At 45.3% G+C, this 13239-nt stretch carries 13 protein-coding genes and 1 riboswitch; all 13 genes read left to right on the forward strand.

Going from position 1 to position 13239, the window contains the following annotated elements:
- Positions 1-157: 157 nt before the first annotated feature.
- The 13 genes from MKY14_RS27970 to MKY14_RS28030 all read left to right on the forward strand — a co-directional run bounded on the left by MKY14_RS27970 (position 158) and on the right by MKY14_RS28030 (position 13107).
- The gene (locus tag MKY14_RS27970) at positions 158-1105 is read left to right on the forward strand and encodes a sugar-binding transcriptional regulator (RefSeq protein ID WP_076301498.1); all 948 of its coding nucleotides are present in this window, start codon (positions 158-160) and stop codon (positions 1103-1105) included.
- Positions 1106-1265: 160 nt separating this feature from the next.
- Positions 1266-1369: riboswitch (purine riboswitch) on the forward strand.
- Positions 1370-1537: 168 nt separating this feature from the next.
- Positions 1538-2152 carry a xanthine phosphoribosyltransferase gene (locus MKY14_RS27975; RefSeq protein WP_076301573.1) on the forward strand — a complete coding sequence of 205 codons (615 nt, stop codon included), beginning with the start codon at positions 1538-1540 and terminating at the stop codon, positions 2150-2152.
- Complete coding sequence (locus tag MKY14_RS27980) at positions 2146-3465, forward strand: nucleobase:cation symporter-2 family protein (RefSeq protein ID WP_036682206.1); 1320 nt, start codon at positions 2146-2148, stop codon at positions 3463-3465. Before MKY14_RS27975 ends, MKY14_RS27980 begins: the two co-directional genes overlap by 7 nt.
- Before the next feature lie 211 nt (positions 3466-3676).
- A complete protein-coding gene (locus MKY14_RS27985) occupies positions 3677-4975 on the forward strand; it encodes a GntP family permease (RefSeq protein ID WP_076301497.1) in 1299 nt (432 codons plus the stop codon).
- A 33-nt stretch (positions 4976-5008) separates the two neighbouring features.
- A complete protein-coding gene (locus MKY14_RS27990; RefSeq protein WP_076132736.1) occupies positions 5009-6160 on the forward strand; it encodes a glycerate kinase family protein in 1152 nt (383 codons plus the stop codon).
- Between the two features lie 108 nt (positions 6161-6268).
- Positions 6269-7303: a CdaR family transcriptional regulator gene (locus tag MKY14_RS27995; RefSeq protein WP_076301496.1), complete on the forward strand. Its 1035-nt coding sequence runs from the start codon at positions 6269-6271 to the stop codon at positions 7301-7303.
- Positions 7304-7395: 92 nt separating this feature from the next.
- A complete protein-coding gene (locus MKY14_RS28000; protein ID WP_256720958.1) occupies positions 7396-8751 on the forward strand; it encodes an MFS transporter in 1356 nt (451 codons plus the stop codon).
- A gap of 67 nt (positions 8752-8818) precedes the next feature.
- Positions 8819-9037, forward strand: coding sequence for a hypothetical protein (locus MKY14_RS28005; protein ID WP_036682196.1), 219 nt, complete (start codon positions 8819-8821; stop codon positions 9035-9037).
- Positions 9038-9065: 28 nt separating this feature from the next.
- Positions 9066-9755: a hypothetical protein gene (locus MKY14_RS28010; protein WP_076124098.1), complete on the forward strand. Its 690-nt coding sequence runs from the start codon at positions 9066-9068 to the stop codon at positions 9753-9755.
- Positions 9752-10954 (forward strand): glutathionylspermidine synthase family protein, encoded by a 1203-nt coding sequence (locus tag MKY14_RS28015; RefSeq protein ID WP_076181895.1) that lies wholly within the window; start codon positions 9752-9754, stop codon positions 10952-10954. Before MKY14_RS28010 ends, MKY14_RS28015 begins: the two co-directional genes overlap by 4 nt.
- Positions 10955-11023: 69 nt before the next feature.
- Positions 11024-11617, forward strand: coding sequence for a hypothetical protein (locus tag MKY14_RS28020; RefSeq protein ID WP_232061559.1), 594 nt, complete (start codon positions 11024-11026; stop codon positions 11615-11617).
- Positions 11614-12006: a DUF350 domain-containing protein gene (locus MKY14_RS28025; RefSeq protein WP_038573772.1), complete on the forward strand. Its 393-nt coding sequence runs from the start codon at positions 11614-11616 to the stop codon at positions 12004-12006. The genes MKY14_RS28020 and MKY14_RS28025 overlap by 4 nt, the downstream gene beginning before the upstream one ends.
- 87 nt (positions 12007-12093) lie before the next feature.
- A complete protein-coding gene (locus MKY14_RS28030; protein ID WP_076181897.1) occupies positions 12094-13107 on the forward strand; it encodes a potassium channel protein in 1014 nt (337 codons plus the stop codon).
- The last annotated feature ends 132 nt before the right edge of the window (positions 13108-13239 follow it).

Raw genomic sequence — 13239 nt, forward strand, 5'->3', positions numbered from 1 at the left:
GAGATACCTTGATTCCATCTGAACCATTCATCTTCATAAAAGTTTTGATATTAAGCACATTTGTGCAATATAATAATAAATGTGCAAAACAATCGTCTACAGTATAGCGGGGGGGTCTAAATCCGTCAAACTGTTGAATACGCGGGGGCGTTGTAACATGGATCGAAAAGAAGATAAGAAGCTGCTTATTAAAATAGCACAAATGTATTATGAACAGAATTTAACGCAGAGTGAAATCTCCAGCCAACTTGGTATATATCGTACCACTATCAGCAGGATGCTAAAGAGGGTACGTGAAGAAGGGATCGTTACAATAACTATTAATTACGATACTGGCGATCATTTTACATTGGAGCAGGAGTTGAAGGAGCGGTTCGGGCTACGGGAAGCCATTGTTGTGGAGGTAGATCCTGCACAGTCCAGCACGATTAAACGCAAAGCTATAGGACAAGCCTGTGCGAGATGGCTCGAGCAAGTGCTTCTCCCGAAAGATACGATTGGGTTTTCTTGGGGAAGCAGCTTAGCTAGCGTTGTAGAAAGCCTAACACAAGCCCAGAGACCATTTGTAACCTGTGTACCTACGGTCGGCGGCCCATCAGGAAAGATGGAGAGCGGGTACCATGTAAATAACATCTGTTATCAAGCTGCTCTAAAATGGGGTGCGCGCTCGTTAATGATTGATGTTCCAGCGATCACGGAGCAAAAGGAAACTAGAGATCAACTGATGAATTCGCAGTATTATCAGACCATTGCCAAGGCGTGGGACCATCTGGATATCGCTATGTTCGGCATCGGATCGCCGGAAATGAAAGGGGAAGAGGCGTGGCGCGGTTTTTATGGTGATGCAGTGATTGCTGAGCTGGAGAATGGAAAGGTCGCTGGTGATATCTGTTCACGATTCTATGATGGCAACGGGATTCCCGTGCATACCGGAATATCGGATCGAACGCTGACTATTGAGCTGGAGCAGATCAAGCAAGCACGGTATTCGATTGGTGTAGCGGAGTCACTTGAGAAGGTAACGGGGATCCTTGGGGCACTAAATGGGGGCTATATGAATGTAATTGTAACGACCCAAGAAACAGCGCAGAAGATATTGGAGTAGCAACTACTAAATGTAAACAATTGAATTTCGTGAAAATAACCTGAAAATGGCATGCAAATTGCTTAAAATTTTGCTTGTAAGCACCAGACAGAGCGTGTAAGATATACAAGGTATTCATATCGAACATTTATAAAAATATAAGTTTCACATTATACATTATCCTTATATTTGCTTGTTAACTCATATAATCTTGGGAATATGGCCCATAAGTTTCTACCGGATAACCAATGTAATTATCCGACTATGAGTGAAATAGCGCATCTAGGGTTCCGCTTCCTGACTATGGAAGGACTGGACCGAGCGATGCGGACACTATGCAGTGTTACACCACTAAGGGACAAAAACCCAGAAGGACAAATTCACTTGAGAGAAACGACTCAAGGGATTTGTCCTTTTTTTGTTTTTAATTCAGAAGGAGAGATCAAGTTTACTATGAAGGTACTTCAAGAGCGCATCAGACAAGAGGGTCTTATTTTATCAGAAACGGTACTAAAGGTAGATTCATTTCTGAATCATCAGGTGGATACGGAGCTTGCCTTACAAATTGGACAGGAGTTCAAGCGGTTGTTTGGACATTTGCCTATCACTAAGATCATCACTATTGAAGCGAGTGGCATTCAATTCGCCATGGCTACGGCCATCGCCTTAGGCGTACCGTTTGTATATGCGAAGAAAAAGAAAGCAGTGACCTTATCTGAAGCGGTCTATTCCGCGCCGGTACATTCTTTTACACGCAAAGAGGATTATATGGTTAGTGTCTCGCAAAAATATATCGGACCAAGCGATAAGGTGCTTATTGTAGATGACTTTTTGGCTACTGGTGCTGCTCTTGTTGGACTGGTTGATATCGTGCAAGAGGCTGGCGCTGAACTCCTTGGCGTTGGTTGTGTGATTGAAAAATGCTTCCAAGAAGGCCGGAGTCTACTCGAGGATAGAGGGATAGAAGTCCATGCTTTAGCCCGGATTACATCTATGTCACCAGGTGAAATTCACTTCATTGATAATGAAAGTTCAAAAGAGCCAATCAAGGAGAGTGCGAGATGTTAAGCAAGAAAAAAGTATTTGCGTTAGGATTTCAGCATGTACTGGCGATGTATGCCGGAGCAGTTGTTGTTCCGCTGATCGTAGGGAACGCGCTGAACCTGAATGCCACCCAAATGGCCTATCTTATCGCAGCTGATTTGTTTACTTGCGGGTTAGCTACTTTGCTGCAGATTATGGGCACTAAGTATTTTGGCAGCAGGCTGCCGGTTATTCTTGGATGTACCTTTACGGCAGTAGGGCCGATTATCGCTATCGGCAGTGCCAACAATTTGGCGACGGTGTACGGAGCAATTATTTTATCTGGTTTATTCGTGGTACTGGCGGCCCCCCTTTATGGGAAGCTACTGAGGTTTTTCCCAACGATAGTAACGGGCTCAGTCGTGACCATTATTGGGTTATCTCTTATTCCTGTAGCTATGAATAGCGTAGCTGGCGGAGAAGGCAGCGCTGATTTTGGGAATCCCCGCAATTTGTTGCTTGCACTGATCACGCTGCTGGTCATTTTAGCGGTTAACCGTTTTACTACAGGATTTCTTCGCTCGGTCTCTGTCTTGATAGGTCTTTTAGTGGGTACAATTATTGCTTATGGAATGGGCATTGTTAGTTTCTCTACAGTAGGTGAAGCCTCTTGGGTAAGTGTTGCACAGCCTTTCTACTTCGGATGGCCTCAGTTCAATCTTACGGCTATTTTCACTATGATCATTGTTAATATTGTTAGTATGGTGGAGTCCACAGGTGTTTACTTTGCGATTGGTAAAGTGACGGATCAGAAAGTGGAACAAAAGCAGATCGTAAACGGGCTGCGTTCGGAAGGTTTGGCGATTATGCTGGGCGGGATCTTTAATGCATTTCCGTACACAGCATTTTCGCAAAATGTAGGTCTGGTCTCGCTGACTCGGGTCAAAACTCGGAATGTTATTTTTGCAGCCGGCGGGATTATGGTTGTGCTTGGACTACTGCCTAAATTGGCGGCTCTGACAACAGTTATTCCCAATGCCGTACTGGGCGGAGCGATGATCGTGATGTTCGGATCGGTTGCTGTTTCCGGGATGTCGATTCTGTCAGAGGTAGATCTGCGCAAGGATGGTAATCTGCTGATTGCCGCTTGTAGTATCGCTGTTGGATTGGGTTCGGCAACAGTACCTGCAATGTTCGATCAATTGCCTGAATTCGCTCGGATGCTGCTGCAAAACGGTATCGTATCCGGTTCCCTTACAGCGATTGTGCTGAATATCTTCCTCTCCAAGACAAAGGATAATGTTCTGGCAGAAGATCCTGCTGCCCCTGTTCTAACGAAAGAAACTCAAGTTTCTTAATACGTCTAATTCATGTTAAAAGACCAAGCTCTGGTGTGCTGAAACCTAAGCTTGGTCTTTTTCTCATGCTCAGAGCTTGTGCATATGCACAAAAAAATAGGTTGTCCCGTCAATATTATTGGGTTTGTAAGCGCAGTATACTCAGTTTAGAAAGCGTTATCAAATTACACACTGTATAGTGTCAAATTCTTATACTAGGGGGCAACTAGAGATGGAAGGCACAGTAATTAACTGGATGGGCGCGATTGCGGGATTGATTCTGGCCGTCGTATTGATTTTCAAAAAGGTTAACCCGGTCTACGCACTTTTTTTAGGCGCGATTGCCGGAGGAATATTAGGCGGGGCATCCATTGCAGAGACAGTACAATATGTCATCGACGGAACGAATAGTGTTATGGGTGCAGTTGTACGTGTTCTCGCAGCTGGTGTGCTGGCCGGGGTATTGATTGAATCAGGGGCAGCCGAACGAATGGCCGAGACCATAGTAGATAAGCTTGGCGAAAAGAAAGCGTTATTATCTATAGCGCTGGCAACTATGATTATTACAGCGGTAGGCGTATTCATCACAGTCGCTATCATTATTGTCGCTCCAATCGCTTTGTCCGTAGGTAAGAAGATCGGCATTTCCAAAACCGCTTTGCTGCTCGCACTGGTCGGTGGCGGTAAAGCCGGTAACATTATTTCACCGAACCCGAACACCATTGCCGTAGCGAAAGGCTTTGATGTAGATTTGGCTCAGGTCATGATTCATGGATTCATCCCAGCCGTTGCGGGTCTGATTGTCACTGTTATTATTGCTAATCTGCTGGTCAACAAAGGTGTGAAAATTGCAGAGGGCGACGTTGTAACTAAAGAGGAAGACAGTACTAAGGTTAAACCTAGCTTTGGCCGTGCCATCGTCGCTCCAGTTGTCGCTATTTTACTTCTAGCCATTAACCCAATCGGAAATATTCTAAATATTGAATTGCTGAAATCATTTAAAGTCGATTCTATGATCATCTTGCCTCTTGCCGGAATTATTGGATTGATTGCTATGAAACAAACGAAGAACATCATTTCTTTTACAACCTCAGGGTTAAATAAAATGACAGGTACAGCCATTATCCTGATTGGTGCTGGTGCTATCGCTGGTATTATCTCGAGATCGGATTTGAGTGCTACTGTTGTAGATGCAATAACGGCTATGGGGATTTCCGGAACGTTCCTTGCGCCAATTGCAGGGATCCTGATGGCGGCTGCTACAGCATCAACCTCTACGGCTTCTATCGTGGCTGCCGGATCATTTGGTCCCGCTATTCTTTCGATGGGCACAGCGCCGCTAAATGCAGCAATTATGGTGCACACCGGGGCTACAGTTATTGACCATCTGCCACACGGTAACTTCTTCCACGTGACCGCTGATTCCGTTAAGATGAACATTAAGGACCGGATGTCACTGATTCCTTATGAAAGTCTCGTGGGTCTGACGATGGCTATCGTCGCCACTATATTATACGGCTTCATCCTATAATTTATATTTGCAACTAGAAGGGACGGATATTCTATGAATAAAGACTTTGTCATCGTATTGGCACCGGATTCTTTCAAGGAAAGCATGACAGCCAAAGAAGCTTGTGAAGCCATGGAAAAAGGCATTCACAAAGTAAATTCTAATATTACTTGTATTCATGTACCCATGGCAGATGGCGGCGAAGGAACGATGCAGTCCTTGGTCGATGCAACGGAAGGTACAGTATATATAACAAAAGTTAAAGGGCCACTGGGCAATGAGGTTAGCGCATCCTACGGAATCACAGGAGACGGGCTGACAGGGGTGCTGGAAATGGCTAGTGCGAGTGGCATTCAGCTGGTATCCCCTGAGACACGTAACCCGTTGATTACAACCACCTACGGGACAGGACAATTAATCAAAGCATGTCTTGATCGTGGGGTCAGCAAGCTGCTGATCGGTATCGGTGGCAGTGCCACCAATGACGGAGGCGCCGGGATGGTGCAGGCATTAGGCGGCAGGCTGCTGGATGCCGAAGGCAATGAGCTGTTGTTTGGTGGTGGTGAGCTCGGCAGATTAGCCCGTATTGATCTGAGTGGATTTGACCCTCGCCTTAAGGATGTACAGGTTGAAGTGGCCTGCGACGTTACGAATCCATTATGTGGTCCGACTGGGGCTTCCAATGTATTTGGTCCGCAAAAAGGGGCTACTTCGGATATGATCAAACAGCTGGACAGCAATCTGCATCATTATGCGAGTGTCATCAAAGAGCAATTGGGTTTCGATATTATAGATATGCCTGGTGCTGGTGCAGCGGGTGGCCTTGGGGCAGGACTGGTGGTGTTCTTAAACGGAATATTAAAAAAAGGCATTGAGCTTGTGATCGACTATACTGGACTTGAAGAAAAAGTGCAGCAGGCGGACATGGTGTGGACCGGGGAAGGAAGCATCGATTTCCAGACCCAATATGGCAAGACTCCGCTTGGCGTTGCTGAGGTAGCTAAGAAATATAATAAACCTGTGCTGGCTTTTGCGGGACGGATCGGCGATCAGACGGAAGTGTTGTATGATAAAGGGATCGATGCTATTTTTGGCATCATGCCAGGTGCAGCTTCATTGGAGGATGCCTTGAATAAAGGCCAAGAGAATCTGGAAAGAACGGCTGAGAATGTGGCTAGGTTAGTCATGCTGAACCAAGGAAGCTGATTGAATTATACAAAGTGATAGAGGGGCTGACTGAACGGAGTCAGCCCCTTTTTCTTTTTTAAGGTAGAAGCTTTCTGAGTAGAATATAAAGGGACAGGAGGTACAGACATGAAGATATCGAAATCACTTGCAGGACAAATAGCACAAGAAATGATGAGCGTAGTTCCTTATAACATTAATGTTATGGATGAGAGCGGCTTTATTGTAGGAAGCGGAGATCTCAAACGGGTCGGAACCTTACATGAGGGAGCGAGAATAGCCATTCAAAGTGGGCATGTCTTTGAAGTGTACGAGGATGGCAGCGGCATGAAGCCGGGGGTGAATGAACCCATTATTATAGATCATAAAGTTTTGGGTGTGGTAGGTATTACGGGACATCCAGATGAGGTTAGGCCGTTTAGTAAGCTGGTCAGAGTCACTACTATATTACTTATTGAGCAGGAAGCAAGGAACAAGCTGGAACAGGATGAGCGAGTAAAACGTGTGAAATTTTATCATGAATTGTCTTATCGTAAAGAAGCATATGATCTTGAGTTTCTGGAACGGGCGGGCAGCTATGGGCTTGATCTTAAGAAAAAATGCTGGGCGATCCTTGTGGAAGGCGATGTGAACGGAAAAGAATTCAAAAATGTATTTAGGTCTTATCCACATTACTGGAATTTGGAGAATGATAAGGCGGTTTTTTTCATAACGGATATTTTTCTTTATAAAGAGCTTATAGGAAAACTAAATTCATGTGCGAATGTGGGGCGAATAGGTTCTGGCGAAGCAGAGGAGTTAGCTGCTTATTCACTTGAACAGGCCCAGGCGGCGATTAGTGTTGGTAGTAGAGTCGACCCGCTCAAGAAACTGTACACTTATGAGGAACTAAAATTCTTAATTCATCTCTCCTATGACGGGGCGGAACGGCCTGGAACGATTTATGCTCTGCTGGATCAGTCGGGCGATAAGACAGGCCTGATTGAAACGCTGCAAGTATTTATTGCTGAGAATGGGGACCATAATCGTACTGTACAGAAGCTGAATATTCACCGAAATACACTGAACTACCGGCTTAATCGCATTCATACATTGACGGGCAAAAATCCACGCAACTACATGGAGTTGTTTGAATTGTTGTGCGGATTGATGTGGCGTAAATAGTCTAAATCCCCCTATTCCAATTGCCATCCTGATTTTATAGGCATAAACTTAGATAAGCTTGTATAGATAAATTAGGACAGGGATGGATAGGAATGAATGAGAAAGTAGTAATGAATGATAAAGTAGTCATGCCATTATGGACCGTGTGCCTTTTTATCGTAGTGATGAACACAACGATGTTTAATGTATCACTTCCAACCATTATTCAGGATCTCCAAATTTCTGCTGATCTAGGTTCATGGGTAATTTCGAGCTATTCGATTGGATATGCTTTATCGACGGTTATTTATAGCCGCTTATCAGACGTGGTGCCGATTCGGAGACTTTTGACCGTTGGCTTAATTACTCTTGGGTTGGCCTCAGTGTTTGGATTATTTGCGCATGACTTTAATACATTATTGATAACGAGAATAGTACAATCTGCTGGCGCGGGTGCGATGGCTGGATTGGGTCTCGTACTGGCTAGCCGTTATGTGCCTATTGAAAGACGTGGTGCGGCTATCGCCATGATCTCCGCAGGGAGTGCAATGGCCTTTGGTTTGGGCCCGATTTTTGGTGGTGTCATCAGTCAGTATTTTGGCTGGAACGGGTTATTCGGAATTACTTGCCTTGTGCTTGTTGTATTGCCAGTACTACTGCGGTTATTACCTAAGGAACAGCCGCAGCCTGCAAGCTTTGACGTTATTGGGGCGGCGCTGACCGTTGTAAATGCAGCAAGTCTGCTGGTAGCCGTAACCACCCAATCTCTGGTATGGTTGGCAGTGGGCGTAGTGTCTATTATCGTGCACGCTTGGTATTTGAAGAAGGCGAAGGAATCCTTTATTAACCCGCAGCTGCTAAAAATGCCGGGATACTTGAAGCTAGTTACCATAGGCTTTTGTATTCTGGTGCTGAACTTGGGGAATTTGTTCCTGATGCCGCTTGTGCTCGCTAATCTGTTTGGTAAATCCGCGTTGATGATTGGTTTGTTTATCGCACCAGGTGCGTTATTATCCGCATTTCTTACCCGTTTTGTTGGACGTTTTATTGACCGGTATGGCAACTTGCGCTTCTTAATCATAGGGCATTGTATTCTTGCCGCTGTTATGGCTGCATTTGCGCTGAACCTTTCTGTATCTCCTGTAGTTCTTCTGCTTGGTTATCTTTGCTTCTCTCCGGCCTTCTCGGCGACAATGGCATCCTTAAATAATGAAGCTTCTCGGGTTCTTCCGCGAACTTGGATTGGTTCAGGTATGGGGCTTTTACAACTGATTCAGTTCTTTGGAGGTTCTGTATCTGTTGCGGTCTGTGGGCTGTTGCTGCATGCTCAGCGTGATCTTGCGCCGGCAAAAGCCTATGAGCATGTATACGGACTGTTGCTTCTTGTCAGCTTGTGTTCGTTAGGAGTTCTCCTTTTATATAGACGTTCTTATTCCAAAAGTAATACTGGGCAATCTATACAAGCTTAGAACTGAAACGAAAAGGTGATAAAAACGTATCAGATGCTATAGCAGATATAAGGAAGGAATGGTAATAATGGATAACGGGATGAGTGTAGTTTTAATCGAAAAAATGCCAGAAGGTGATCTACGAGTGATTGAAGAGCGTACGTGGAGCATGAATATGATAACTGCACTTGAACATGTCAATTATATAGTGGTGGGCAGTAAGGAATATGAGGCGGTTGAAGGACGACTGAATGTGGATGAAGGCAAGCTGGAGCTTTTGCTTGTTCCGATGCACACTGAGGGATAGAAGATCATCAGGGAAGGAGAACCTTACGATGGCTAAAGAAGAAAGGGATAAGGAATTGCCTGCATCAAAATTATTTACCGCAGATGGCAAACCCATCCGTGTATTATCAACATCGCTAGGCATAGCCTTATTAGCGAATGCTATGTTTATTCCTGGCGGAGCGGGAGCTAGCGCGAATACTTCTGCGGGCGAACCACAGCTAGTCTCTTGGTCTAATGAAGAGGTTAAAGCTTATTTTGATAAAAATGTGGATTGGAATATTCCCTACCCCGAAGAAGGTACGAAAGAGGTAGAGGAGCAAGGCCAAGGCGTAGTAACTTCAAACGGAACAACGGTAGTGAATAACTATGGCGGTTATCATTCAGGTTTTGGCTGGACGGATTTGCTTCTGTATCACATGTTGTTTAACAGCGGTGCCAATTACTCCTCCAGAGGATGGGCTAAGGACCGTCCTACCTATTATGGAGGCACGAGAACCACTTATAAACCACCTACTTATAGCAGCGAAAAGTTCCAGAATAAAAAGGTGCCCGGTTCTGTAGTGAAACCTAAAACCTCAACCTCATCCACGGGTTCCATCACGAGAAGAGGTTCCTCTTCAAAGAACGGAATCGGTGGCACTTCCAGTGGCTTAAACTCTTCGAAGAACTCTAAATCAAGCTCAGGCTCGAAATCTTCATCGAGATCTGGTTCCAGTAAGAGTGGTTTCGGCGGATGAGTGATCAGCAGAGCGTGTTTGAGATTCTAGATTTGTCTGATCTGGAGCGGGGCCCACGGGTACAAGCGCTGCATGAGCTTGGGTTCACTTGGGCAGATCTAGAGGAAGAAGAGTACTGGATGGATGCAATAGCTGTGATGCGCAGCGACATTTATAAAGAGCTTGAGGAAGCCTCCGCAAAGCTGTGGGCTATCCTCGATAAAGCGGTTCGGTATATACATCTAAAACGCGATTTGTATGAGCTGCTGGGCATTCCTCCTGTTCTTTGGGAGATGCTTGACGGGTTTCCTATTCCAGAAGAAGGTCTAATCAGTCGGTATGCAAGGTTCGATTTTGCGATAGCTAATGATGGAACCATCAAGCTTCTGGAACTGAATGCCGATACACCTACAGGTTATGTGGAGGCTTCCATAGCAACACCTTGGATCTGTGAACAGGCGGGTGTGACTAGTCCAAATCATGCGATGAAGGAACAACTTGCCGCAGCCTGGCAGATAGAACGACCAGATACCGCAGCTTGTGTTGCTTATGGCTCTCATCTTGAAGATTCGGGTACGATTGAAGCCTTGGCCAGACATAGCGGGCTTACTATTCAGTGTGTGGACTGTCTCGATCTGTGGGTCGATGAGGGCATTCTGAAGGACGGGGAGGACCGGGTGATAAAGCGGATGTTCGCCCTATATCCTAAAGAGTGGATGGCCGTCGATGAGGGTGGAGATGCACTTGCCTATGCTGTTGAACAGGGAAATCTTCAGCTTTTTAATGGACCACACAGTATCCTGTTGCAGTCTAAGGGATTGATTGCAGCTGTGTGGGGAATGTATGAGCTTGGCTTATTATTTGACAATGAAGAGCGTGAGGCGATCTCACGTTATATTTTGCCTACTTATAATAAGCCTGTGTTCTCTGGCAGCTTTGTGTCCAAATCTGTATTTGGCCGCGAAGGCGGTTCTGTACGTCTCTTTGACGATAGTGGAACTCTAGAAATTGAGGACGAAGAGGGTTATGATAGCAGTCAGCTTTTTCCCTCTGTATATCAAAAAAGAGCTGAACTAGCCCGAATACACACCGCCGAAGGTGAATTCCACCTACTGACAGGCATGTTCGTCATTAATGGGAAGCCGTGTGGGCTGCTCGGCCGGGCTGGCGGACTGATTACGGGCAATGCCAGTCATTTTATCGCGTTGGGAGTGAGATAGTTGGATAAAAGTAAGGCTATAAACAAGTCGTCTACTAGATTAGTAAAGGCCCGGATCGGGGCTTTATGTATGATGCTTCTAACGGTATTGCTGCTTAGTGCATGTTCCAGTAATCAGGGGAGTGTGTTTGATTCAGGCACTGCCGAAACTTCTGACAGTGTTGCACGGGTACCTTGGGATTACCGGGTTGTGGAGAGTACTGTAGGTGATCTAATTGGTAGCGATATGACGGTGTTGCCGGATAATGAGCTGCTGCCGAATGATGAGAATTATGCTACTGGCGATAAAATATGGACACTGCAGTTCATGGACGCTGAGCTGATCACAGATGCCGACCAACGCAATGAAGTCCGCCTCTCTTCCTGGACGACCATTAAATCGTATCCCGATGAAAAAACAGCAGTCGAGGATCTTACCAACCTTAAGGTATCGGTAACTACAGATGTTGATCTTGTAGGAGTATACAAGACAAAATATAATGAGAAGACAAGAAACTTTGCCGTCCTTGAGCTGCCTTCCGGCAACCGGATCAAGCAGCCGATAGACGATGAGCGTTATGCAGCATTAGAGAAAGAAAAGACCGCTTCCGTAGTCCTTGAGGAAGTACATGATTTCGCCGATTATGACTCGGCATATGCGAAATTTCGGGGGTGGGCAAAGTGACGATTGTTGTTAATTTAATAGTCAGTATATTTGTGATTATTCTTCTGCAATTGTTGGGTATGGTTATCTTTGGCTTGATGACCCCGTTCAAGGATATGGAAGAGCTGAAAAAAGGAAATGTGGCTGTAGCTCTAGCGCTTGGCGGCAAATTTCTCGCTACAGCAATTATCATTGGAGTAGCGGCGTATACGAATACCTCTATTCTGCATATGATCATTTGGTTTGCTGTCGGTTATGTATGCCTCATCGCTGCTTACTGGATTTTTGAATTGGCGACCCCAAGCTTTAAAATTTCAGAACATCTGGAAAAAGGCAATGTGGCAGTAGGCACTATGCTCTGCTTGGTGTTTATCGGCACAGCATTTGCAGTCAGCAGTTTGATTGTTTAGTTCAAAAATCGCAGATGGACATGGATAAGGCTGCCCTCAGTAATAACCTCGAGAGGCAGCTTTATTAATGTGAGGAAGGGATGGCAGATGCATTTTTTTCTGAGAATATCCACCAGGATGATGCGTTTACGCAAACGGTCGATCGGTCTGATTATTTTGATCTTTATAATTCTTAGCGCATCGATAGCTTACCTGCTTGAACCGAGTACATTCCACAACTGGTTTAATGCCTTCTATTGGGTCATGACAACGATGGCCACCGTTGGGTATGGGGATTATTTTGCCGAGACGGTAGTGGGTAAGCTATTCACCATGTTTCTATATATTTTTGGGATTGGTCTTCTCAGCTTGGTTATTGGCAAGGTTATTGACTCTATTGCAGAGGTGCAGAGAAGGAGAGGAGCAGGAACATTGAGCTTCCGGGGAAAGGATCATGTGATATTAATCAATTGGAGTAAGAAAGCGCAAGCTGCGGTAGATGAGGTGTTATGTTATTCACCTAAATGTCATATCGTCATCATTGATGAGATAGGACGGCATCCGCTGGAGCATATGGAACAGGTCCACTTTGTAAGCGGTGATGCTTCCAGCGATGAGATTCTCCTTAAAGCTAACATACACGAAGCCAGGGCAGCCATTGTGTTCGGAGACACACGGATTGATGAAGCATCGCTAATTGACGGGAAGTCTCTGCTTATCGCCTCCAGCATTGAGCGCATAGCGCCACAAGTACATACTACCGTAGAAATTATGCAGGAGAAGAATATACAGAATTTCAGGCATGTTCAGGTCAATGAATTCGTTCTGTCGCATGATGCCATTTCTAGATTGGCTGTCCGATCCGCTCTGCAAGAGGGGAATTCAGAGGTGATTACGCAGCTGCTGAGCCGCCAGTATGGGGATGATATTTATGAGATTCCAGTGAATAGTGCATGGAAGACCTATGGGCAGGCGTTTCAGGAATTGCTCCTTCAAGGTGCAACTTTACTCTCGGATCGTAGTGACCTTAGCATCAATCGCAAGCTGGACCAGCCTATTCCTAAAGAGGCTAGATTATATATTGTTTCGGATGAAGAGACGTATCGGAGAATTAAAGGTTAGGTCAGTGATAAGCGAGTAAAGCGGATTTTCGGGAGAATGGCTTCTCGGAATTCCGCTTCTTTTTGTTTGCTGTTCCTTCCTTAAGGGTAAGAGATGAATATTATCGTTACTCTACCTTTCGGAAGGAGCCAT

This window comes from Paenibacillus sp. FSL R5-0887 (assembly GCF_038002305.1).
GTDB lineage: Bacteria > Bacillota > Bacilli > Paenibacillales > Paenibacillaceae > Paenibacillus_AQ > Paenibacillus_AQ odorifer.

What these genes read in the sequence shown, in the direction of transcription:
- MKY14_RS28005 (WP_036682196.1), top strand. Translation starts at nt 8,819, where the DNA reads ATGGATAACGGGATGAGTGTAGTTTTAATCGAAAAAATGCCAGAAGGT.
- MKY14_RS27990 (WP_076132736.1), top strand. Translation starts at nt 5,009, where the DNA reads ATGAATAAAGACTTTGTCATCGTATTGGCACCGGATTCTTTCAAGGAA.
- MKY14_RS28000 (WP_256720958.1), top strand. Translation starts at nt 7,396, where the DNA reads ATGAATGAGAAAGTAGTAATGAATGATAAAGTAGTCATGCCATTATGG.
- MKY14_RS27995 (WP_076301496.1), top strand. Translation starts at nt 6,269, where the DNA reads ATGAAGATATCGAAATCACTTGCAGGACAAATAGCACAAGAAATGATG.
- MKY14_RS28020 (WP_232061559.1), top strand. Translation starts at nt 11,024, where the DNA reads ATGATGCTTCTAACGGTATTGCTGCTTAGTGCATGTTCCAGTAATCAG.
- MKY14_RS28030 (WP_076181897.1), top strand. Translation starts at nt 12,094, where the DNA reads ATGCATTTTTTTCTGAGAATATCCACCAGGATGATGCGTTTACGCAAA.
- MKY14_RS27970 (WP_076301498.1), top strand. Translation starts at nt 158, where the DNA reads ATGGATCGAAAAGAAGATAAGAAGCTGCTTATTAAAATAGCACAAATG.
- MKY14_RS28015 (WP_076181895.1), top strand. Translation starts at nt 9,752, where the DNA reads ATGAGTGATCAGCAGAGCGTGTTTGAGATTCTAGATTTGTCTGATCTG.
- MKY14_RS27980 (WP_036682206.1), top strand. Translation starts at nt 2,146, where the DNA reads ATGTTAAGCAAGAAAAAAGTATTTGCGTTAGGATTTCAGCATGTACTG.
- MKY14_RS28010 (WP_076124098.1), top strand. Translation starts at nt 9,066, where the DNA reads ATGGCTAAAGAAGAAAGGGATAAGGAATTGCCTGCATCAAAATTATTT.
- MKY14_RS27975 (WP_076301573.1), top strand. Translation starts at nt 1,538, where the DNA reads ATGAAGGTACTTCAAGAGCGCATCAGACAAGAGGGTCTTATTTTATCA.
- MKY14_RS27985 (WP_076301497.1), top strand. Translation starts at nt 3,677, where the DNA reads ATGGAAGGCACAGTAATTAACTGGATGGGCGCGATTGCGGGATTGATT.